A 21,639-nucleotide genomic window follows, 5' to 3' on the forward strand; every position below is an offset into this window, starting at 1 on the left:
TGATGGGAGTCACTAGCGGTGGGCGTCAACCGCCGTGAGCAGGCGTTCGACGTCTGACAGGTCCGGCAGGACGACGTCCGCCCCCGCGTCGCGGAGCGCCACCGCGGACGTCCCGCCGGCCGCCACGCCGACCACGCGGGCACCACCCTCGATGCCGGTCCTGACGTCCTCGAGGGAGTCCCCCACGATCACGGTGTTGTCCCGTGTGAACCGCCGGCCGTACCGCGCGGCCGCCCTCTCCTGGGCGACGGCGACGAGGGCGGGCCGGTGCTCGTCGTCGGACCCGTACCCGCCCAGGTCGGGCTCGATGAACCGGTCGAACCCGAACACCCGCAGCTTGAGGCGGGCGTTCGGCTCGAGGTTGCCGGTGACGACGGCCGGCACGAACCGGCCGTCGGCGGCCACTGCCTCGACGGCCTCCAGCGCGCCCGGCATGAGGATGCCCTCGCGCCGGACGTCCTCCTCGTGCCCGGCCAGCCGTTCCGGCACGGCCTTCAGGACCGCGGGCAGCAGGCGTTCGACGTCGTCGCCGGGCACGCCGTTGTCCAGGAGCAGCCCACGGATGGCGCGCGGCATCGTCACCCCGGTCCCGCGCGCGGGGAGGCGTACCGCGGGGCGTCCCACGACTTCCTCGAACGCCTCGCGGTACGCCGTCCGGTCCACCTCCCCCACGTAGAGCAGGGTGCGATCGATGTCCCACAGCACCAGGATGCTGTCGTGCTCGCCGCGCGAGGTGGTGCTGGACGTCATCTCACCTCACGCCAGCGCGGCGATCCGCTCCGTGAGGTGGCGCGCCCCGGCATGCGCCCGGCCCCGCGCGGTGCGGCGCGCGGCGGTGCGCACGTCGCTCGCGAGGTCGTCGAGGTGCTTGCGCAACCGGGCGGACTGCACGTGCTCGGCGAGCGTCACCACCTCGCCGCCCGTCGCGCACGCCGCGTCGAGGTCGCCCGCCCTGGCGTACGCCTGGGCGGCCCGGGAGAGGAACAGCCCGCGGGTGCGCTGCTCCGCGGGGTTCAGCCCTTCGGCCGCCCGTCCGAACGACTGGACGGCGGCGGCGGTGTCCCCCATGGCCAGGCTGGCCGATGCCGTCTGCCCGTGGATCTCCCCCTCGTTCATCCAGTAGATCCAGTGCGGGTCGTCCTTGCCCGGCCCCCGCACGCAGAGCTCGGCCGCGGTCCCCAGCGCCCGGCGGACCGCCTCGCGCTCGCCGAGCAGCGCGTGGCCGCGCGCCTGCCGCGTGAGCAGGACCGCCTCCAGGTGCGGCACGTCGAACCCGCGGACCTGCTGCCGCCCGGCCTGGGCCGCGACGATCGCGTCCTTCGGCCGGTCGTTCGCGTAGGCGTGGATGGCCAGGTAGGACAGGGCGCCCGCACCGAGGCGGGCCTCCTGCGCGGTGTGCGCCGCCCGGAGCGAGCTGAGCAGGTAGGCCTGCGCGGCCTGGTGGCGGTCGGCGTCGAACGCGTACCACCCGGCCTGCGACGCGGTGTCCGCCGCGACGCCCGCGAGGCGGCGTCCGACCGGCTCGTCGAAGTTGCCGTGCTCGAGGGCCCGCAGCACGAGGGCGAGATGAGCGCGCGCCATGTCGGCGACACTACCGCTCCCGGCTCCGGCGTCCATCAACCGGAGCTGGTCGGTCGTGCCCTGCAGGTGGTCGCACATCCGCTGGGTCACCCGCGCACCGCCGACCGTGCGCCGCAGCAGTTCCGTCTCCTCCGTCCCCCAGTGGTGGACGTAGGCGGCGAGCGTGAGGCCGCTGAGCATCGCGGCGTTGCCCGGGTTCGGCTCGGCGAACTGCAGGTTCGGGCCCGGCTCCCCGATCTCGACGTCGGAGCGGAGCGCGGCCCGCAGTGCCAGCGTGAGCCGCTCGTTGGTCCACGGCTCGACCGGGTCCAGCATCGGGTCGGAGAGGCTCGGCGCGGCCTCGGCGCCGGGCACCACCTCGTCGGCGGCCGCGCCGTCGCGGACCACTTCGTTCTTCCGGCTCACGACCCGGACCGAGCCGGTCGCGGGCTTCGCGGCGACGCTGCCTGCCTGCCCGTTCGCGGACCGTTCGACGTCGGACGCCCCCTCGCCGCGCGACACCCCGGGCAGCGGCAGCCGCACCAGGTCCGCCGGCGTGCCCAGCCCTGAGAGGAACTGCACCACGCGAGCGACATCGGTCAGCTTGCGGTCCCCGCACTCGAGCATGGACAGGTAGGACTGGCTCAGCCCCGTCAGCGCGGCGACGTCCTCCTGGCGCAGCGGGACGAGCTGGCGGACCATCCGGCTCACCTGGCCGAAGTCCCAGTCATCGAGGGCGGCGCGAACTCCCGCGTCGTCCCAGACCTGCGCCGGGACGGACGGCAGCTCGACGACCGGCACGCGTTCGGTGCGGCGGCACGCCGCGCACTGCTCCTCGGAGTTGTATCGGCTCAACACGCAACCGCATCGAGCGCACGTTCGTGACTTTCTACTACTACTGGGCACTTCGCCAGCCTCCCCCTGTTGGCAACCCTGGTCGTGTCGTTCTATGACCGACTTTCCCAGATCATTGGTCAAGTCGCCCTTCGACCGAGCGGATTACTACCGTGATATCACCACGACCGGGTGCGCGCACCCCGCGCGGAGCGGAGATTCGCCCTGCGGAGGCCGGCGCGGGCGTCGCCTGCGGGGCTCGCCGTTGCCGCCACCGGCACCGGTTCTACCAGGAAGGACACTCGGATGTCACCCATTGCGCTCGAACCGCTGGTGTACGGGTACATGCGCGTGGAGGAGGACGCACCGCCCGGCACGCTCCGGCAGATCGGGAACGAGCTGCGGCATCTCGCGGAATCCCGAGGGCTGTGTTTCGGGGCAACGTTCAGCGATGTGGTAGATGGCGAGCGGATCGGGCTCCGGGAGCTCACGGAGGAGCTGCGCCGGGCCGAGTCGCACCTCGTCGTCGTCCCGTCGCTGGACCACCTGTCCGAGCACCCCGGCGTCCGCGCGGAGCTCCTGGGCCGCCTCCACGACGAGGCCCAGGCGGCGGTCCTCCCGCTCACCGAGAGCCGGGCCTCCGCCGCGTGACCCCGAGGACGTCGGGTGGCGGGGGCACCGGGGCGCACAGGTGGGTGCCCCGCCCCTCCCCCGCCCGGGTCCCGGGGGCATAGGAGGACGCGATCAGGGTGCCAGGATCGCCGTCATCGCGCGCGAGAGGTACCACGGGTCGACCACCGCGCCCATCTCGCGGGCCGAGTGCATCGACAGGAGCGGGACGCCGACGTCGACCGTCCGGATGCCGAGGCGCGTCGCGCTGATCGGGCCGATGGTCGAGCCGCACGGGACGTCGTTGTGCGAGACGAACTCCTGGCTCGGCACGCCGGCCGCCGCGCACGCGGCGTTCCAGGCGGCCGCGCCGTGCGCGTCCGTCGCGTACCGCTGGTTCGCGTTGATCTTCAGGATCGGCCCACCGCCCGCGACCGGGCGGTTCGCAGGGTCGTGACGCTCGGGATAGTTCGGGTGCACCGCGTGCCCGACGTCGGACGACACGTGCAGCGACGTCGCGAACGACCGCGCGCGGTCCTCCGCCGACGCGCCGAGCGCCGCGTGGATCCGCCCCAGCACGTCCTCCAGGAACGGCCCGGCGGCGCCGGACCGTGACGCCGAGCCGATCTCCTCGTGGTCGAAGGCCGCGAACATGGCGATCGTCGGGGTGGGGGCGTCGCCAGCCGACGACGGGTCCGCGGCGCCCGCGGAGCCGGACCCCTTGCCCGGCGACGGCCGACCGTTCTTGCCGTCGTTCACGTGGGTGAGCAGCGCAACCAGCCCCGCATGCGTGGACAGCAGGTTGTCCAGGCGCCCGGAGGCGAACATCGACTGTCCCGCCCCGAAGGTGCGCGGCGGCTGCGTGTCCGCGACGACGACGTCGTACCCGGCGATCGTCGCGGGGTCCACCGCCTGCGGCGCGAGCTCCGCGAGCACGTCCGCGCCCGACAGGTCACCCAGGCCCCACACCGGCTGGGTGTGACGCTGCGCCTCGAGCTTGCGGCCGTCGTTCGCGCCGCGGTCCAGGTGGATCGCGAGCTGCGGGATGCGCAGCAGCGGACCCGTCCGGACCAGGTGCTCGGTGCCCTCGACGGTCACGACGCGGCCGGCGAGCTCGAGCTCGCGGTCCGCCCAGGTGCTGAGCAGCGGCCCGCCATACACCTCCACGCCGGCCTGCCACCAGCCGTGCGCGCCGGTGGTCGGCTTGGGCTTGAGCTTGAAGCCGGGCGAGTCGGTGTGGGCGCCCAGAAGGGTGAAGCCGGTGTCGGGACCGGCGTCGGCGGGAATCGCGAACGCGATCACGGAACCGTCGCGGACGACGACGTACCGCCCGCCCGGCAGCACCTGCCAGGCCTCGGTCTCGTCCAGCGCGACGAAGCCCGCGGCCCGGGCACGGCGGGTCACCTCCGCCGCCGCGTGGTACGACGACGGTGACGCGGTCACGAACGCCCCGAGGTCCTCGACGTGCTGCTTGGCGGCCTTCGGCGCGGGCTGCCGCGGGGGGATCGACGGCGGCATGGGCGGGTTCGAGTTCTGAGGGCTCACCTGGACATTATGCGCAGCGCCCCGGGTGCTGACGCCAGATCAGGAGGCGTCCCGGGGCCGGAGCGGGGCGGAGTACCGCCGCGGGGCGCCTCCTGCCACGGACCCCGCCGGCGCCGACCCGGCGGGCGTCAGCCTGCCGCCGGGTCCGGGCCCAGGAAGGTGCGCCAGGCGCCGTCCGGGGTGATCGACAGGCGCCAGCCGTAGTACTCGCCGCCGGCGGCACGCCACGCGTCGGCCTGGGCCGAGGTGGCGAAACCGCTCTCGACGGCGTAGTCCCACGCGACGTCGTCGTCCCGGTACTCCGGGGAGGCGACGGTGGGCCACACGTAGTTCCCGGTGTCCGGGTCCCGCACCGCCACGCCGCTCAGGAGCGTCGCGAGCTTCGCGTACACGTCGTCCTCCCCCTCCGGGAGGGCGAACCGGTCCGTCACCGAGAGCTCGGCGGCCCGGTGGAGCTGGGTGACGCCCGGCTCGGCGAGCTCCTCGAGACCGGACAGGTCGCAGGCGAGGGCCGCGTCGACCAGCCCGCGCGCCGTCTGCGCCACCGGGTCGGGCTCGAACGAGAAGTCGCTCGTGTCCTGGAGCCCGGAGGCCGAGCAGTCGGGGCTCTCGCCGGTGTCGCCGTCGTTGGTGCCGCTCGGGGCCTCGCCGGCCGGGCTGCCGGAGGGCTCGCCCGCCGGCTCCTCGGACTCGCCGTCGCCGGACGCCGCTCCCGGCGTGGCGACCCTCCCGTCCGGGAGCACCTCGACCGGGATCGGCGCGCCGGTCACGTACTGCGCGGCACCTACCTGGAACTCGGTCCACAGCACCGGGACCAACCGGTAGTCGCCCGCCGCGAGCACGTGCTCGTACTCCACCGGCTCGGAGGACGGTACGTCCTGGGCCCCGTCCGGCGGATCGCACGCGTCGACGGTGTCGAGCCGGATCTCGGTCCGTGCGCGACCCGCGTCGTCGTACGTGACACCCGGCGGCTCCGGGTCGAAGTACCGGGTCAGGTTGACGACCTCGCCGTCCTGGACCCACACGGCGGCGGGGGCGAGGGCGAGGCTGCCGCCGGCCCTCGAGAGCTCCCGCAGCTGAGCCCCGACCAGCGTGACGGCGGCGCCGCCCTCCCCGACGGAGTAGGGGACGCCCTCGAAGCCGATCGTGGAACCGTCCGCCGCCCGGTCGATCGAGGAGGCGTCGGCGCCGCAGAACAGCGCGGTGTTCTCGTAGACGTCGCCGGGCATCCATCCCGTGACGGCGGAACCTGTCGGGCCCGGGCTCGGATCGGCCGGGCGGCTCTGCGACGGCGAGGAGTCCGCGGGGAGCGGGGGGTCGGCGTCGAGCATCGTCAGCTGCGCGGCCCCGACCGCGATCCCGCCGACGACGGCGAACGCCGCGACCCCGATCCCGCCGACCTTCGCCGCGCGACGGCGGCCGATGCGGTCCCGGACCACGCCGAACTGCAGGTGCACCTCTTCCGCCTCCCCTCCGGGCATCGCGTCCGCGGCGCCGTGCAGCGCCCCGGAGAGGAAGTCCGCGTCGTCGTGCTCGGGCGTCCAGCCGTTCATCGGGCGGCCCTCCCTTCGGCCGGGCGCAGATCGTCGGGGCCCAGCAGGATCCTCAGGTTCTCGGTGGCGTCCGACAGGTACCGCTTCACGGTGCCCTGGGCGGTGCCGAGGGCGTCGGCGATCTGCGGGACGGTGAGGTCGTCGAAGTAGCGCAGGACGACGCACGCCCGCTGGCGCGGCCCGAGCCGGGCGAGCGCCGACATGACGTCGACCCTGGCGGTGGCCGGAGCTTCCGCGGGACGGACGGCGCCCTCGTCGGCGATCAGGTGCCGGATGCCGGCCCAGCGCTGCCGTCTGCGGTAGCCGTCGAGGAAGAGGGTCAGGATCGCCCGCCGGACGTAGGCCTCCGCGTTGTTCAGCGGCGACTCGTCGAGGGTGTGCACGCCGGTGCCCTGCGTGCTCCCGCCCGGACGGCGGGGCCCGCGGCCGGCGGGTCCACGGAGCCGGGAGAAGACCTTGACGAGCGCGTCCTGCACCAGGTCCTCCGCGACCGCGCGGTCGCCGGAGAGCATGTAGGCGTAGCGGACCATCGCGTTGCCGCGTGTGGCCATCAGCTCGCCGAGCTCGTCCTCCCACGCCACGATCACTTCACCTCCGCGGATCAGGCCGGCCCCTCCGGCCGGTCTCACTGATCATGACGCGCGGTCCACCGGAACCGTTGCCTCACGGAGCGAAGAATGCCTGCGGGTGGGACGGGCCGGCGGGATCAGCGCGACGGGAGGATCGCGCCGTCCTCGGTGAGCTCGACCGTGATCTCGTCGCTCCACGACGCCGGGTCCTCGATCGCGGCGTCGACGCTGCCCGCGTCCGGCGCGCTGCCCGTCGGGACGAGGTACTGGTAGGCGCGCACCTGGTACGTGCCCGCCGGGAGCTCGGGCGGTTCCGCGGTCGGCGCGTCGCCGTCCTGGTCCTTGCTGTCGTGGCCGAGGCAGGCGGACCTGGTCGAGGGCGTGTCGTAGCGCGTGAACTCCTCGAGACCCAGCTCGGCATCCTGCACGGCGTCGACCGGGAGCGACACGACCAGGCCGTCCTGCGTCCACACGTACGACACCGGACCGGCCAGGACGTCGTCCGACGACGCGTCCCGCGTCCGAGAGACCTCCAGCGTGTCGCGTTGCACCGCGCTGATCCGCAGGCCGTAGTCCCCGCCACCGCCGCTGCCCGCGCCGTCGTCCCCGGCCGCGCCGTCGTCCGCCGGCGGCGGGCTCTCCTCGGCCCGCTCGAGCGGGGGCAGCGGGGCGCCGCAGGCGATGGCGCTGCCCTCCCAGCCGGGCGGCTGGAACTCGAGCATCAGGTGCGCCTCACCGTGGGGACCGAGCCCGAGCACGTTCGGCGCGCTCGTGAACCCCGCGATCCCCGGTGCGTAGCCCATGTCGTGGGGCGGCTCGTAGAGCGCGCCCGCGGCCACCACCGTCACCGCGGCCACGGACATCATCCCCGCACCGGTCGCCTTGGCGATCCTGCGCGCACGGACGCGACCGCGCACCGCGGGGTAGGCGTTCTCGTGCGGGGCCGCCATCGTGGCGCCCCGCTGGGACATCTCTTCGAGCGCGTCGGCAAGACGTGAACCCGCCCCTGGATGTTCTCCATCGGGCGGGTGGTCTGCGGATCTCACAGGCTTCCTCCCGGTTGCACGTCCATGACGTCCTGAAGCGCTGACATCGCGTCCGACAAATGGCGCTTCACCGTACCCTGCGCGATGCCCAGGGTGGCCGAGATCTGCGGCACCGTCATGTCCTCGAAATGACGCAGCACCACGACCGCGCGCTGGCGCGGGGAGAGCCGGGCGAGCGCCGCCTCGATGTCGGCCTTCGCGGCCGCGGCGTGCTCCGGACTGCGCGCGCGGCCGTCGTCGGCCAGGAGGTGCTGGATCCCGAACCAGCGGGAGCGCCGGCGGAAGCCGTCGACGTAGATGTTGGTCATCGCGCGCTTCACGTAGCGCTCGATACCCATCGCCGGGTCGAAGCCCGTCCCGCTCTCCGCCCCGAACGCCTGGGTGCCGGGGCCGGCGTCGGCGACGCGCGGGGAGGCGGGGCGCCGGAACCTCGAGAAGGTGCGGACCAGTGCTTCCTGCACCAGGTCCTCGGCCTGGTGCCGGTCGCCGCAGAGCAGGTAGGCATAGCCGTTCAGAGCGGGGCCTCGATGCATCATGAGGTCTGCCAGCTCCTTGTCCCACTGCGGCACAGGGGCCTCCTGAAGGTTCTCATGTCAGGTCGTCACGAACGAGTGCCCCCGATGGTTGGGGGCAACCGCGAGATTCTTCCGTATCCGGCTTCGCCACGAAAGCCATCTCACCCGACAGAGAGGGACGTGCCCGCTCGGTGATACACACAAGCATGTGAAGACATCGTGAAGGCAGCCGACTGAGCCCCAACGGTCGGCGAGAACAGCCGATCCCTCAGGCCAGCTCGATGCGATAGCCCCGCTTGACCACCGTACGGATCAGGTTCCTGCCCGCCACCTCGCGCAGGCGGGCGACCGCCACCTCCGCGGCGTGCGGGTCCGTGGACTCGCCCGGCAGCGCCGCCAGCACCTGGTCGCGGGAGACGACGTCGCCCCCGGCCGAGGCCAGCAGCCGCAGCACCTCGACGCCCGTGGGCGACAGCGGCAGCACACGCCCGTCCAGCACGGCCACCCGCGCCCGGATCTGCAGCGGCCCGACGACCGTCGCCAGCGCCACCGACTCGATGCGCTCGTAGTGCCCCACCAGCGCCCGCACCAGCGCACCCAGCCGCCCGCGCTCGGGTTGCAGCGTCTCGATGCCGCGGTCCTCGAGCGGTTTCGCCGTGACCGGCCCGACGGCGGCCATGATCAGCAGGCCGGCCTCGACCCGCTCCCGGACCGCGGACAGCACACCCGCCTCCTCGACGGCCCGCAGCCAGGCCTCGGCGCCGGGCGCGGAGGTGAACGCGACCGCGTCGATCTCGCCCACGGCCGCGGCGTCCGCCGAGGCGAGCACCAGCTCCGGGTCCGGCGCCGGACCCCAGCGGTACACGACGAGGCTCGCCACCTGTGCACCGGCCTTCTCGAACACGTCGTCCAGCCCGTCGGCGCCCGCGCCGTGATGCTGGATCGCGATCCGCTGCCTGGAGACGCCCTCGCTCAGCAGCACCTCCGCGATCTCGGCGGAGGTCTCGGACTCGGCGACCCAGTCGGCCTGCAGCCCGGCCGCCTGGATCGCGCCACGAGCCTTCGGCCCGCGCGCCACGATCCGGGTGCCGCTCAGCAGCGCGGTGAGCGGCTCGACCAGCCCGTGCGCGTCCGCGGCCTCGAACCACGCACGGAAGCCGATCCCGGTGGTGACCACCAGGACGTTCGGCGGCCGCGCGATGATCGTGCGCGTCGCGTCGATCAGCGTCTGGTCGTCGACGTGCGGGATCATGCTCAGCGCGGGCGCGTGACGGGTCGTCGCGCCGCGGCGCTGGAGCGCGGCCGACAGCTCCCCCGCCCGGCGGTCGGCCGTCACGAGCACGGTACAGCCGGCCATCACCTGCCCCAGGGCAGGCCGGGGTGTGGCCGCGCCCTCGGCGACCTCAGACACCGGCACCTGCCAGCTGTCCGTCACGCGCGCCCTCCAGCAGTCCGTCCGCCGCCACGCCACCGATGACGATGACAGCGGGAGCCGTCACGCCCTCCGAGGCGGCGACGCGCTCCACCTCGTCGAGGCGGGCGCGCGTGACGCGCTGGGCGGGCGTGGACCCGTTCTCCACGATCGCCACGGGAGCGGCCGGGTCCGCCCCGGCGCGGAGCGCCTGCTGCGCGATGGTGCGCAGCGACGAGACCCCCATGAGTATCACCAGCGTAGCCGTGTTCTCGCGGACGACGGCGAGCGCGACCGTATCGAGACCACCGTGGCCGGACGTGATGTGCAGCCCGTGCGACGTCCCGCGGTGCGTCACGGGGATGCCCGCGAGCTCCGGCACGCTCACCGCGGAGGTGATCCCGGGGACGACGTCGACCTCGATCCCCGCCTCCCGGCACGCGATCATCTCCTCGCCGCCCCGCCCGAGGAGGAACGGGTCGCCGCCCTTGAGTCGCACGACGTGCGCCCCGGCACGGGCGCGGGCGACGATGATCCGGTTGATCTCGTCCTGCGGCACGGGGTGGTCGCCGGCCGTCTTGCCGACGTGGACGACGTCGGTGGTGGCGGGCAGGTCGTCCAGCACCCCCACGGCACCGAGCCGGTCGGCGACGACGACGTCGGCGCTCCGCAGCACGCGCCACGCCCGCAGCGTGAGCAGGTCGACGGCACCGGGTCCGCCGCCCACCAGGGTGACTCGCCCGCACGGGCGGTCACCGGGACGGGACCGGCCTGCCGTGCCGCCCGGCGCCGGTGCCGTCGTCACGGCCAGGACCCCACGTGGACGACGCCGTCACGCACCTCTACCGGGTAGGGCGTCAGGTCGGCGGCGGTCCCGTCCTTCGGCTCCTTGTCGGCCTTCGCCAGGCATTCGCCGGTGACCAGGGAGAACACCTGCTTGTAGATGGGCGAGGCCACGGTCGGCACGCCGCCGCGGGTGCCGACGATGCCGCGGGACAGCACGTGCGCCCCGGAGAACGGGTCGCGGTTCTGCACCGCGAGGACGCGTGCGCCGTCGTGGGGCTCGGCGAGCAGGAACACGGCGACCTGGACGCCGTCGAGCAGCGCGGCGACGCCCCGCTCGGGAAGCAGGTCGCCGAGCGGGCACACGGCGTGCCACACGAGGGCGTCGGCATCGAGCACGGTCGCTCCCTCGTCGATTCCGGGCGAGGTGTCGGTGCTCATGTGCGGACCTCCAGGCTCGGGCCGGAGATCAGCACGGGGGCGTCGGCGGCGCCGGACGCCGCGGCCGCGCGCTCGTCGTCGGTCGCAGGACGCTTCTGGCCCCGCTGCTCGACGTACGCGAGGTTCGGGTCCGCGTCCGCCGGGGCGTTCACGAACGAGGTGAAGCGCCGCAGCTTCTCCGGGTCGTCCAGCACGGCCTTCCACTCGTCCTCGTAGCCGGCGACGTGGTCGGCCATGGCGGCGTCCAGGTCGGCGCAGATGCCGAGCGAGTCCTCCATGACGACCTCGCGCACGCCGGCCAGGCCACCCTCGACCTCCTCCATCCACGGAGCGGTGCGCTGCAGGCGGTCGCCGGTGCGGATGTAGTACATGAGGAAGCGGTCGACGGTGGTCAGCAGCTCCTCGCGGGTCAGGTCCTCGGCGAGGAGCTGGGCGTGCGCGGGACGCTGGCCGCCGTTGCCCGCCACGTAGAGGTTCCAGCCCTTGTCGGTGGCGATCACGCCGACGTCCTTGCTCTGGGCCTCCGCGCACTCGCGGGCACAGCCGGACACGCCCATCTTCAGCTTGTGCGGCGCGCGCAGGCCGCGGTACCGCAGCTCCAGCTCGACCGCCATGCCCACGGAGTCCTGCACGCCGTACCGGCACCAGGTGGAGCCCACGCAGGACTTCACGGTGCGCAGCGACTTGCCGTACGCGTGACCGGACTCGAAGCCGGCGTCCACGAGGCGGCGCCAGATGTCGGGCAGCTGCTCGACGCGCGCGCCGAACATGTCGACCCGCTGGCCGCCGGTGATCTTCGTGTACAGCCCGAAGTCCCGCGCGACCTCGCCGACGACGATCAGCCCCTCGGGGGTGACCTCGCCGCCCGGCATCCGCGGCACCACCGAGTAGGTGCCGTCCTTCTGCATGTTGGCGAGCATGTGGTCGTTCGTGTCCTGCAGCGTGGCCTGCTCGCCCGCGAGGATGTGGCCGTTGCCCTGGCTCGCGAGGACGGAGGCGACCACGGGCTTGCAGATGTCGCAGCCACGCCCCTTCCCGACGACATTGCTCCCGGCGTCCCGCACCTCGTTCCCGAACCGGCCGATGATCTCGCTGAACGTGTGCAGGTCGGCGACGCGGACGGCGTCGAACAGCTGGGCGCGCGTCATCTCGAAGTGCTCGCACAGCGCGGTGCTGACCTCGACGCCCGCCCTCTCCAGCTCGGTGTTGGTGAGCTTCTTGACCACCGGGAGGCAGGCCCCGCAGGTGGTGGCCGCCTTGGTGCAGGCCTTGACGCCCGGGACGTCGGTGCAGCCGTGCTCCGTCACGGCCGCCCGGATCTCACCGGCCGACACGCTGTTGCAGGAGCAGACCGCGGCGTCGTCGGGCAGCTCGAGTCCCGCGGCCGCGGCACCGCCGCCCTCGGGGAGGATGAACGCGCTCGGGTCGCCCTCGGGGAGCCGGGCGCCGAGCAGCGGCCGCAGCATGGCGTACGGGCCGGCGTCGCCGACGAACACGCCGCCCAGGAGGGTGCGGGCGTCGTCGGACAGCACGAGCTTCTTGTAGATGCCGGCCACCTGGTCGGCCCAGACGACCTCGACGCAGCCGTCCGTCCTGCCGTGCGCGTCGCCGAACGAGGCGACGTCGACGCCGGACAGCTTGAGCTTGGTCGCGGTGTCGGCGCCGGGGAAGGTCGCGTCCCCACCCAGCAGGCGGTCGACGACGATCTCGGCCATCGTGTAGCCCGGCGCGACGAGGCCGATGCAGCGGCCCTCGATGCAGGCCACCTCGCCGATCGCGGACACGTCCGGCTCGCTGGTACGGCAGGCGAGGTCGACGACGGCGCCGCCGCGCTCACCCATCTCCAGGCCGGCCTCCCGCGCCAGCTCGTCGCGCGGGCGCACACCCGTGGCGACGACGACGACGTCGGTGTCCAGCCGGCCGCCGTCGGTGAACTCCATGCGCCCGACGTGGCCGGTGCGCCTGTGCGGCTTCAGCTCCTTGGTGGCCGTCTCGGTACGGACCCCGATGCCCTGGGAGTTGATGAGACGCTTCAGCGCCTCACCGCCGCCCAGGTCGATCTGCACGCCCATGAGGTGCGTGCCGAACTCGACGACGGTCGCGTGCGCGTCGAGCGCCTTGAGCGCGCCGGCCGCCTCCAGGCCGAGGAGGCCGCCGCCGACGACGGCGCCGCGGACCGGCTTGCTCGGGTTGTCCGCACGCTTCTGCTCGACCCAGCCGCGCAGGGCCGCCAGGTCGTCGACGGTGCGGTACACGAACACACCGGGCAGGTCGGCGCCCGGGATGGGCGGCACGAACGGGGAGGAGCCCGTGGCCAGCACGAGGTGGTCGTAGCGGTGCACGCGGCCGAGGCGGTCGGTGACGGTCTTGCGCCCGCGGTCGATCGCGTCGACCTTGCGGTCGCGGTACAGGGTGACGAGGGGGTCGTCCCACAGCGCGGGGTCACCGAGCGTCAGGGCCTCGGACCCCTCGGTGAACCAGCGGCTCAGGCCGACACGGTCGTACGGGGGCCGCGGCTCCTCGGCGAAGACGTCGACGGAGCAGCGGTTCTCGGTGTCGCGGGAGCGCAGCGCCTCGACGAAGCGCTGCGCGACCATGCCGCCACCGACGACGACGACGCGCTGCGTGCTGCCGGGACCGGTGGCCTCGCGCCGGGTGTCGCCCGCCGGGCCGGGCGCGGATGATTCGACCATGTCCTGACGGTAGGTGGACGACTTTTCACCACCGTGCGAGGGCGGTTGCACAGCGGGAACATCTTCCTCACGCATCTCGGGGCCTCCGTGTGAGTCGTTCGTCATGCCGGCACCCGGGCGGAGCTCGCCACCTGGTCCGCGTCGGCCTCGCCGGCGGCGTTCGCCCACGAGGCGATCCCGCAGACCGCTTCCTTGCACGAGCCGCAGCCCGTGGTGGCACGGGTCCGCGCGACGATCTCCTCGAGGGAGCCGTTCCCCGCCGCGCAGCAGCCGGCGATCTCGCCCTTGGTGACGCCGTTGCAGCGGCACACCACGGCGTCGTCGGGCATGTGCTCCGGCGACTCGACGGCCGCGGCGGCCGGCATGACCGCGGTCAGCAGCAGGAACGCCGGGTCGGCGGGCACGGGGGTGCGCCGCGTGTAGGCGGCCGTGAGGTCGGCGGCGACGCGGGCGTCGCCCACACAGGTGGCACCCACGAGGATGCCGTCGGCCACCACCGCCTCGACGAACCGGCCCGCGGCCGGGTCTCCGAGCCGCACCGCGCGCTCGCCGGGTGCGGGTCCGCGGCCCAGGCCGGCCGCCCCCATGCTGACGACGCTCAGGTCGCCGGCCTTGACCTTGACGACGTCGGTGCCGCGCGTCTCGATGCCCCTGTCCGAGGGCGCGCGCGACACCGCCTGCGAGCCCATCAGCGTGCCGAGACGCACCGCCATCGACGGCCGCTCGCCCTGGTCGGGGAACCGGAGGTGCGCCAGGGGACCGTCGAGCCGGCCGGCCGGCTCGTCAGGGGTCCGCGCGATCTCCGCGGCGCGCGCCGCGGCCTGGTCGGCGAACTGCTCGGCCAGGCGCCGCGCCTGGTCCCACCCCTCGGCGACGAGGCCGCGCGAGCCCTCGGGCGGCTGGGCGCAGTCGCCGATGGCGTGTACGACGTCGTCGTCCGGGCTGGCCAGGTCGTGCCCGACGACGATCCCGCGGTCCGTGGTCAGGCCCGCCGCCTGCGCGATCCTGGACCTCGGCACGGTGCCGGTCGAGAGGACGACGAGACCGGCCGCGACGACCTGGTCGTCCCCGAGGCGCACGCCGACCACGCGGCCGCCGGCGACGAGCACCTCGCTCGGCAGCACCCCGGTGCGGACGGTGACGCCGCGCGCGGCGAGGCCGTCGGCGAGGATCTCGCCGGCCGGGCCGTCGAGCTGGCGTGCCATCAGGCTGGGTGCGCCGTCGACGACGGAGACCTCCAGGCCGCGGCCGGCGAGACCGTACGCGGCCTCGACGCCGAGGACACCGCCGCCGACCACGACGGCACGCGGGGTGTTGACCGTGGCGGCGACGATCTCGCGGGCGTCGTCGAGGGTGCGCAGCGCGTGCGCCCCGGCCGGGAGCCCGGAGACGCCCGAGGTGCCGAGACCCGGGACGGGCGGGATACGTGCCTCGGACCCGGTGGCCAGGACGAGATGGTCGTAGGGGTGACGGCTGCCGTCCTCGGCCACGACGACCCTGGCGGCACGATCGATCGAGACCGCGCCGACGCCGCGCAGCAGCTCGACGCGATCGAGGTCGGGCTGCGGCATGTTGATGGCCGCGACGTCCGTGCGGCCCGCGACGACGTCGCTCAGCAGCACGCGGTTGTACGGCTCGTACGGCTCGGCGCCCAGGACGGTGATGTCGAAGGCGTCGTCGGTGTCGCGACGCACCAGCTCGTCGACGAACCTGCCGCCGACCATGCCGAAGCCGATGACGACGATCCTCAGCGGGACTCGCAGACTCATGCGGGGGTCTCCTCGAGCGTGGGGGCGGACTCGGGACGGGCGGGGGACTCGGGGATGGTGGACGCGGGACCGGCACCGGGCTCGGCACCGTCGGGGACGGGCGTGATCTCGACGGCGCACACCTTGAACTCCGGCATCCCGGAGATCGGGTCGGTGGCGTCGGTGGTCACACGGTTCACCGATCCGGTGCCGGACCAGTGGAACGGCATGAAGACCGTGTCGGGGCGGACGGCGTCGGTCCAGCGGGCCGTCGCCTCGACGAAGCCGCGAGCCGTGGTGAGGCGGGCGCGCGCGCCGTCGGGGACTCCGACGCGGAATCCGAGGACCGGATGGAGCTCGATGTACGGCTCGGGGACGATCCGCTCCAGGTCGGCGACGCGGTGGGTCTGCGCGCCGGACTGGTAGTGCTGCAGGACGCGGCCGGTGACCAGGTAGAGCGGTGCGCCGGGACGCACGTCGTCGGACGGCCCGTCGTGGTCGACCGGGATCATGCGCGCCCGGCCGTCCGGTGTGGGGAAGCCGTCGAGGAACAGCCGGGGAGTGCCGGGATGGTCCTGCGTCTCGCCCGGCGTGCTGCCGGGGACCGGCAGGTCGCGGGGCGCGGCCGGCTCCGACCACGCGGCACGGGCCGGCGTCGCCGGAACCGGCCAGAAGAAGCCGGGTCCGGCCGCGGTCTCGTCGGCGTCCAGGCGGGCGTGGGAGAGGCCCGAGTAGTCGGCGACGCCGCCGCGTGACGCGCGGGCGAGCTCGTCGAAGACCTCGGCGGGGTCCGTGGAGAAGGTCACCGAGCCCGGCGCGGTCTCCCCCGCCGTGCCGAGGCGGCGGGCCAGCTCGGCGAGGACCCACAGCTCCGAGCGCACCTCGCCCGGGGCGTCGACGGCACGACGGCGCCGGATGACCCGGCCCTCCAGCGAGGTCATGGTGCCTTCCTCCTCGGCCCACTGGGTCACGGGGAGGACGACGTCGGCCAGCAGCGCGGTCTCGGACGGCACGAAGTCGCAGACCACCAGGAGGTCCAGCGATCTCAGCCGGTCCGCGACCGAGCCGGCGTCCGGGGCGCTGACGACCAGGTTGGACCCGTGCACCAGGAGGGCGCGGGGGCCGTCGGAGACCCCGAGCGACCGGAGGAGCTGCACGGCCGGCTTGCCGGGGCCCGGCAGCGACCCGGGCGTGACGCCCCAGACGCCCGCGACGTGCTCGCGCGCGGCGGGGTCGTCGATCTTGCGGTAGCCGGGGAGCTGGTCGGACTTCTGGCCGTGCTCGCGGCCGCCCTGCCCGTTGCCCTGACCGGTGATGGCGCCGTATCCGGAGCCCTCGCGGCCCACGAGGCCGAGCGTGAGCGCGAGGTTGATGGTCGCGGTGACGGTCGCGGTGCCCTGCGTGGACTGCTCGACCCCGCGGCCGGTCAGGACGTACGCGCCGCGCCCGCCGTGGGCCGGCGCGGCGCCGGCGAGCATCCGGGCGACGTGCCGCAGCTCCCCGGCGGGGACGCCGCAGACGGTCTCCGCGCGCTCGGGCCACCAGGCCGCGACCGAGCGCGCGACGTCGTCGAACCCGGTGACGCGCTCGGCGAGGTACTCACGGTCCGCGAGGCTCTCGGCGAGGATCACGTGCAGCAGGGCCAGGAGCACCACCATGTCGGTGCCGGGGACGGGCTGCAGGTGGACGCCGGCGCCGTCGTCCGTCAGCCTGGCCGTGGCGGACGCCCGCGGGTCGACGACGACGAGCCCTCCCGTGCCGCGGCGTCCGGCCTCGCGTGCACCGGCGAGGTGCTGCACGGCGGGCGGCATCGTCTCGGCGAGGTTCGAGCCGAGCAGCAGCACGACGTCGGCCCCACCGAGATCCGCGAGCGGGAACGGCAGGCCGCGGTCGGCGCCGAGGGATCGGTTCGCGCCCGCCGCCGCGGACGACATGCAGAACCGCCCGTTGTAGTCGATGTTCGGGGTCTGCAGGACGGTACGCGCGAACTTGCCGAGCGCGTACGCCTTCTCGTTGGTGAGCCCGCCGCCGCCGAACACGGCGACGGATCCGGGCCCGTGCTCCTGGCGGAGCGCGGCGAGCCGGCCGGCGACCAGGTCGAGCACGGTACCCCAGCTCACGGGCACGAGCGGATCCTCCGCGCCGGCCTGGCCGCCCACGTCGTCCTGAGCGGTGGTGAGATCACCATCCCCCACGACGGCGTGGTCGCGTGCCGACGCCTCCTGGGGCGCGGACGGCAGGAGGGAGCGGCGCACCAGGGGGGTCGTGAGGCGGTCGGCGGCGGTCAGGACCGATGCCGAGGTCCAGCCCTTCTGGCAGAGGCCGCCACGGTTGGTGGGGAACTCGCGGGGGGTCACGGTGACGGGGAGGTGGTGGCGGCCACCGGCGCCGGGCGGGGTGCCCGGCGCCAGAGACATGCCGCACTGCAGCGCGCAGTAGGGGCAGTGGGTATCAGCCATGGTCAGACCTTTGCGACGCGCATCTCGCCGCGCCCGTAGACGATCCAGCAGACGAGCGCCATCACGGCGTACGCGCCGATGAACAGCCAGAACGCGGGGACGAGGGACCCGGTCATGGTGGTCGAGGCCGCGAAGCCGCGAGGGATCAGGAAGCCGCCGAACGCGCCCGCGGCTCCCGCGATGCCGATGCAGCCGGCCGCCATCTTCGGGGTGCCGCCCGCGACCCGGAAGACCGCGGGGATCATCCGGTACACCGACCCGTTGCCCACGCCCGTGAAGACGAACAGGAACATGAACGACCCGAAGAACATCGGGAAGCTGTGCGTGCCGAGCGACCAGATCGCGCCCAGGGTCCCCGCCGCCATCGCGGCGAAGGAGACGAGCGTGATCGACATGCCGCCGAGACGGTCCGCGAGGATGCCGCCGAGGGGGCGGGCCACGGAGCCGACCAGGGCGCCCATGAACGCCAGCGACAGGGAGACCTCCGGGAACTGGCCCGCCATCAGCGTCGGGAACGCGCCCGCGAACCCGATGAACGACCCGAACGTCCCGATGTAGATGAAGCTGATGAGCCATGTGTGCCTGCTGCGGGTGGCCACGGCGAACTGGCGCGGGTCGGCCTTCGCCGTGCCGAGGTTGTCCATGAACCGCCAGGCCAGGAAGACCGCCAGCAGGACGAACGGGATGAAGGCGTAGGCCGCGTTCTGCAGCGCGACGCCCGCGCTCGTCACGATCACCAGCGGCACCACGAACTGCACGGCCGCAGTGCCGACGTTGCCGCCCGCCGCGTTCCAGCCGAGCGCCGCGCCCTTCTCCTTCTCCGGGTAGAAGAACGAGATGTTCGCCATCGACGACGCGAAGTTCCCGCCCCCGAAGCCCGCGAGCGCCGCGACGGCGAGGAGCACGCCGAACGAGGTGCCGGGGTTCTGCACCACGATCGCGAGGCCCGTGCAGGGGATGAGCAGGAGGGCCGCCGAGACCATGGTCCAGTTGCGGCCGCCGAACACGGGGACGGCGAGCGTGTACGGGATGCGCAGGGTGGCGCCGACCAGGGCGGGGAGGCCGATGAGCCAGAACATCTGGTCGGTGGTCAGGGCGAAGCCCGCCGCGGGGAGCTGGGGCACCACGATGGACCAGACGGCCCAGACGCAGAAGCCGAGGAACTCGGCGAAGATCGAGATGAGGAGGTTGCGCCGGGCGATACGGCGGCCGCCGTCGTTCCAGAAGGTGGGATCTTCCGGGTCCCAGTGGTGGATCCAGCGGCCGGTGCGGTGGTGCCGGCGTTCGGCCGCGGCGCTGACCCCGGCGGCACGGGCGGCCTCGAAGGCGTGGGCGGGGGCTGTCGCCACGTCGTCCCGCACGGCGGGGGCGGGGGTGGCCTCGGAGGTCGTCGCAGCGCCGTCGGACGCCGCCTCGGGCATGCTCGTCGCGGGGGCGACGGCGGTGGCGGGATGGTCTTCTCGGGCGGTCTGTGCGGACACGTGATGCCTCCCTGGTGGGTGGGTGCCCGACGACGTCGGGCATCCGGGGCGCTGGGGCCCCGGACACCGGCCCGACGTCGGACCGGATGCCCCGACAGTAGGAAGGGGGTGTTCGGTGCCGGTCATGGGGTGGTGAATCGACCGTAAGAAAGAACGCACAGGTGTGGCGCGGAGCCTGTGAGAGCGGTCACGAGCGGATCGGTCCGGTCTCTCGGCCTCACAGGGTGTGCAGGAGCGGCGTGCGGTCCGCGCAACGCCCGGCGTACAGGCGACGACTAGCGTGGGATCCGTGGAACCGACCCCCCGATCCGTCTCCGAGCACGTGGCACGCGTGCTCGCGATGGTCGCGCCGCTGCCCGCGGTCGAGGTGGGGCTCGTCGACCTGGTCGACGGCGCGGTCGGGGACGGCGCGGTCGGCGGGGATCCAGCCGGCCGCGGCACGGCCGGCGAGGACGTGGTCGAGAGCGGCGTGGGCCCGGAGCCGGCGTGGCCGACGGCGCCGGGACACACCTCGGTGCTCGCCGAGGACGTGTACGCCGTCGTACCGGTTCCTCCGTTCGACCATTCCGCGATGGACGGGTACGCCGTCCGCCGCGCGGACCTGCCGGCCGGCGGCGAGCCGGTGACGCTGCGGGTGGTGGCCGACATCGCCGCCGCGCCCAGCAGCCCCGCCGAGCTGTCACCCGGCACGGCCGCCCGGATCATGACCGGAGCCCCCCTGCCGCCGGGCGCGGACGCCGTCGTGCCGGTGGAGCGGACGTCGACGGGCCGGTTCGACCCAGCGGCCGAGGCGGGGACGGCGGGTCCGTCCGAGCAGCCGGACGGGGTGCCGGCCACCTACCGGCCGAGCCCGGTGCCCGAGAGGGCGACCACGGCGCCGGCCCACGGGCGGACGGTCCGCGAACCCGACCCGTCGTCCGGCGCGCGCGTCCCCGGCGGGACCGTGACGCTCTCCCTGGAGCCGCGCGACCACATCCGCCGCCGGGGCGCGGACGTCGCGGCGGGATCCCTCCTGGCACCCGCCGGGACCGCGGTGACCGCCGCGATCGTCGCGGGCCTGGCCGCGGCCGGGGTGTCCCGTGTCCCCGTCCGACGGCGGCCACGCGTGGCGGTCGTCGCCACCGGGTCGGAGCTGGTCCCTGCGGGCTCCCCGACCCGCCCGGGGCAGATCACCGACTCGAACTCGCTCATGCTGGCCGCCGCCGTGCGCGCGGCCGGAGCCGACGTCGTCCGCCTGGGGCCGGTCCCCGACTCGCCGGACGCCCTCCGCGAGACCCTGGACCAGGTGACCGGCCTGCGCCGAGACAGGGGCCTGGCCGTAGAACCCTCCGCCTCGACCGCTCCCACCAGCCGAGACGGCGACCGGGCCGCGCGAGTCACGGCCGCGGCAGACGGTCAGGGCCGCGGCAGGGCGTCCCGGTGCGCGGCGCCGGCCTCGGCGGACGGTGGCGGTGTCGATCTGGTCGTGACCGCGGGGGGCGTGTCGGCCGGGGCCGCCGACGTCGTGCGGGCGGTGCTCTCGGCCGGTACGGGCGCGCCGGGTCGCGGGCCGGTGGCCGCCGGGGCGGTGGCGGAGCCCGGAGACGTGACCGACGTCGAGCTTGCCGCCGTCGGGATGAAGCCCGGGCGGCCGCAGGCGCTGGCGCGGTGGCGGGGTGTTCCGTGGATCGCCGTGCCCGGCACACCGGTGGCCGCCTACGTCTCGTTCGTGATGTTCGTCCGGCCCGCCGTGGCTCGGCTGCGCGGGCTGCCACGCACGGCCACGGACCCGGAGTCCCGCCCGGCCGCCTCCGGGTGGACCAGCCCGCGCGGGCGGGAGCAGGTCGTGCCGGTGCGTGTGCTGCCCGACGGCGTCGCGCCCACCGGTGACGGGCACCACCTGTCGGCGCTGGTCACGGCGGACGCGCTCGCGGTCGTGCCCGCGCACGTCGAGAAGATCCGGCCGGGCGACCAGGTGCCGGTGATCCCGCTGTGAACGAGGGGCGACCAGGAGTCGGCCCAGCCACGGGTGCCGGCGGCCAGGAGAACGCCGACGAGCCGGGTTCCGCGTTCCCCCGCCCCGGCGGCACGGCGAGCACCGGCGCGTTGCACGACGCGATCGTGCTGGCCGGCGGCCGTGCGTCCCGCCTCGACGGCGCCGCCAAGCCCGCGCTGGTCTCCGACGGCGTCCCCCTGCTGCACCTCGCCCTGGACGCGGCCGGGGGCGCACGCCGGACAGCCGTCGTCGGCCCCGACGACCTGGCAGCACCGATCGCGGCCCACCCGACCGCGCACCGGACCGTGCTGACCCGCGAAGACCCCCCGTTCGGCGGCCCGGCCGCCGCCATCGCCGCAGCCCTGAAAACACTCACCCCCCACCCCCACCACCCCCCACACTCTCCCCCACCCCAAG

General features: G+C 74.3%; 17 protein-coding genes. 3 read left to right on the plus strand and 14 right to left on the minus strand.

Features of this window, described 5'->3' with window-relative positions; genetic code table 11:
• Positions 1-12: 12 nt before the first annotated feature.
• On the minus strand, positions 13-750 hold the full coding sequence (locus ACYU96_RS06560; RefSeq protein WP_460750541.1) for an HAD family hydrolase: 738 nt from the start codon (positions 748-750) through the stop codon (positions 13-15).
• Positions 751-756: 6 nt separating this feature from the next.
• Positions 757-2,415, minus strand: coding sequence for a helix-turn-helix domain-containing protein (locus ACYU96_RS06565; protein WP_460750544.1), 1,659 nt, complete (start codon positions 2,413-2,415; stop codon positions 757-759).
• 285 nt (positions 2,416-2,700) lie between these two features.
• On the opposite strand from ACYU96_RS06565, the gene ACYU96_RS06570 reads away from it, so the two are divergent.
• Complete coding sequence (locus ACYU96_RS06570; protein WP_460750547.1) at positions 2,701-3,045, plus strand: recombinase family protein; 345 nt, start codon at positions 2,701-2,703, stop codon at positions 3,043-3,045.
• 93 nt (positions 3,046-3,138) lie between these two features.
• On the opposite strand, the gene ACYU96_RS06575 is transcribed toward ACYU96_RS06570, so the two are convergent.
• From ACYU96_RS06575 to ACYU96_RS06630, 12 genes are all read right to left on the minus strand, one after another.
• Positions 3,139-4,521, minus strand: coding sequence for a M18 family aminopeptidase (locus tag ACYU96_RS06575; RefSeq protein ID WP_460750600.1), 1,383 nt, complete (start codon positions 4,519-4,521; stop codon positions 3,139-3,141).
• 155 nt (positions 4,522-4,676) lie between these two features.
• Positions 4,677-6,101 carry a hypothetical protein gene (locus ACYU96_RS06580; protein WP_460750550.1) on the minus strand — a complete coding sequence of 475 codons (1,425 nt, stop codon included), beginning with the start codon at positions 6,099-6,101 and terminating at the stop codon, positions 4,677-4,679.
• Positions 6,098-6,688, minus strand: coding sequence for a sigma-70 family RNA polymerase sigma factor (locus ACYU96_RS06585; RefSeq protein ID WP_460750553.1), 591 nt, complete (start codon positions 6,686-6,688; stop codon positions 6,098-6,100). The genes ACYU96_RS06580 and ACYU96_RS06585 overlap by 4 nt, the downstream gene beginning before the upstream one ends.
• Positions 6,689-6,807: 119 nt before the next feature.
• Positions 6,808-7,641: a hypothetical protein gene (locus tag ACYU96_RS06590; protein ID WP_460750555.1), complete on the minus strand. Its 834-nt coding sequence runs from the start codon at positions 7,639-7,641 to the stop codon at positions 6,808-6,810.
• 71 nt (positions 7,642-7,712) lie between these two features.
• Positions 7,713-8,285 carry a SigE family RNA polymerase sigma factor gene (locus tag ACYU96_RS06595; RefSeq protein ID WP_460750558.1) on the minus strand — a complete coding sequence of 191 codons (573 nt, stop codon included), beginning with the start codon at positions 8,283-8,285 and terminating at the stop codon, positions 7,713-7,715.
• Between the two features lie 214 nt (positions 8,286-8,499).
• On the minus strand, positions 8,500-9,588 hold the full coding sequence (locus ACYU96_RS06600; protein ID WP_460750603.1) for a uroporphyrinogen-III synthase: 1,089 nt from the start codon (positions 9,586-9,588) through the stop codon (positions 8,500-8,502).
• Between the two features lie 46 nt (positions 9,589-9,634).
• Positions 9,635-10,447, minus strand: a complete 813-nt coding sequence (gene cobA / locus ACYU96_RS06605; protein ID WP_460750561.1) for a uroporphyrinogen-III C-methyltransferase — start codon at positions 10,445-10,447, stop codon at positions 9,635-9,637.
• On the minus strand, positions 10,444-10,866 hold the full coding sequence (gene nirD, locus ACYU96_RS06610; RefSeq protein WP_460750563.1) for a nitrite reductase small subunit NirD: 423 nt from the start codon (positions 10,864-10,866) through the stop codon (positions 10,444-10,446). The genes cobA and nirD overlap by 4 nt, the downstream gene beginning before the upstream one ends.
• Positions 10,863-13,463 (minus strand): nitrite reductase large subunit NirB, encoded by a 2,601-nt coding sequence (nirB, locus tag ACYU96_RS06615; RefSeq protein ID WP_460750606.1) that lies wholly within the window; start codon positions 13,461-13,463, stop codon positions 10,863-10,865. The genes nirD and nirB overlap by 4 nt, the downstream gene beginning before the upstream one ends.
• Before the next feature lie 197 nt (positions 13,464-13,660).
• The gene (locus tag ACYU96_RS06620; protein WP_460750566.1) at positions 13,661-15,328 is read right to left on the minus strand and encodes an FAD-dependent oxidoreductase; all 1,668 of its coding nucleotides are present in this window, start codon (positions 15,326-15,328) and stop codon (positions 13,661-13,663) included.
• Positions 15,325-17,766: a molybdopterin oxidoreductase family protein gene (locus ACYU96_RS06625; RefSeq protein ID WP_460750568.1), complete on the minus strand. Its 2,442-nt coding sequence runs from the start codon at positions 17,764-17,766 to the stop codon at positions 15,325-15,327. The genes ACYU96_RS06620 and ACYU96_RS06625 overlap by 4 nt, the downstream gene beginning before the upstream one ends.
• A 2-nt stretch (positions 17,767-17,768) precedes the next feature.
• Positions 17,769-19,187 carry an MFS transporter gene (locus ACYU96_RS06630; protein ID WP_460750609.1) on the minus strand — a complete coding sequence of 473 codons (1,419 nt, stop codon included), beginning with the start codon at positions 19,185-19,187 and terminating at the stop codon, positions 17,769-17,771.
• Positions 19,188-19,536: 349 nt separating this feature from the next.
• Here ACYU96_RS06630 and ACYU96_RS06635 point away from each other — a divergent pair, with 349 nt between their 5' ends.
• Positions 19,537-21,222 (plus strand): molybdopterin molybdotransferase MoeA, encoded by a 1,686-nt coding sequence (locus ACYU96_RS06635; RefSeq protein WP_460750570.1) that lies wholly within the window; start codon positions 19,537-19,539, stop codon positions 21,220-21,222.
• Positions 21,219-21,639, plus strand: a 421-nt coding sequence (locus tag ACYU96_RS06640; protein WP_460750573.1) for an NTP transferase domain-containing protein, incomplete at its 3' end; no start/stop codon positions are given. The genes ACYU96_RS06635 and ACYU96_RS06640, both read left to right, overlap by 4 nt.

It is taken from the genome of Myceligenerans cantabricum, from assembly GCF_054777735.1.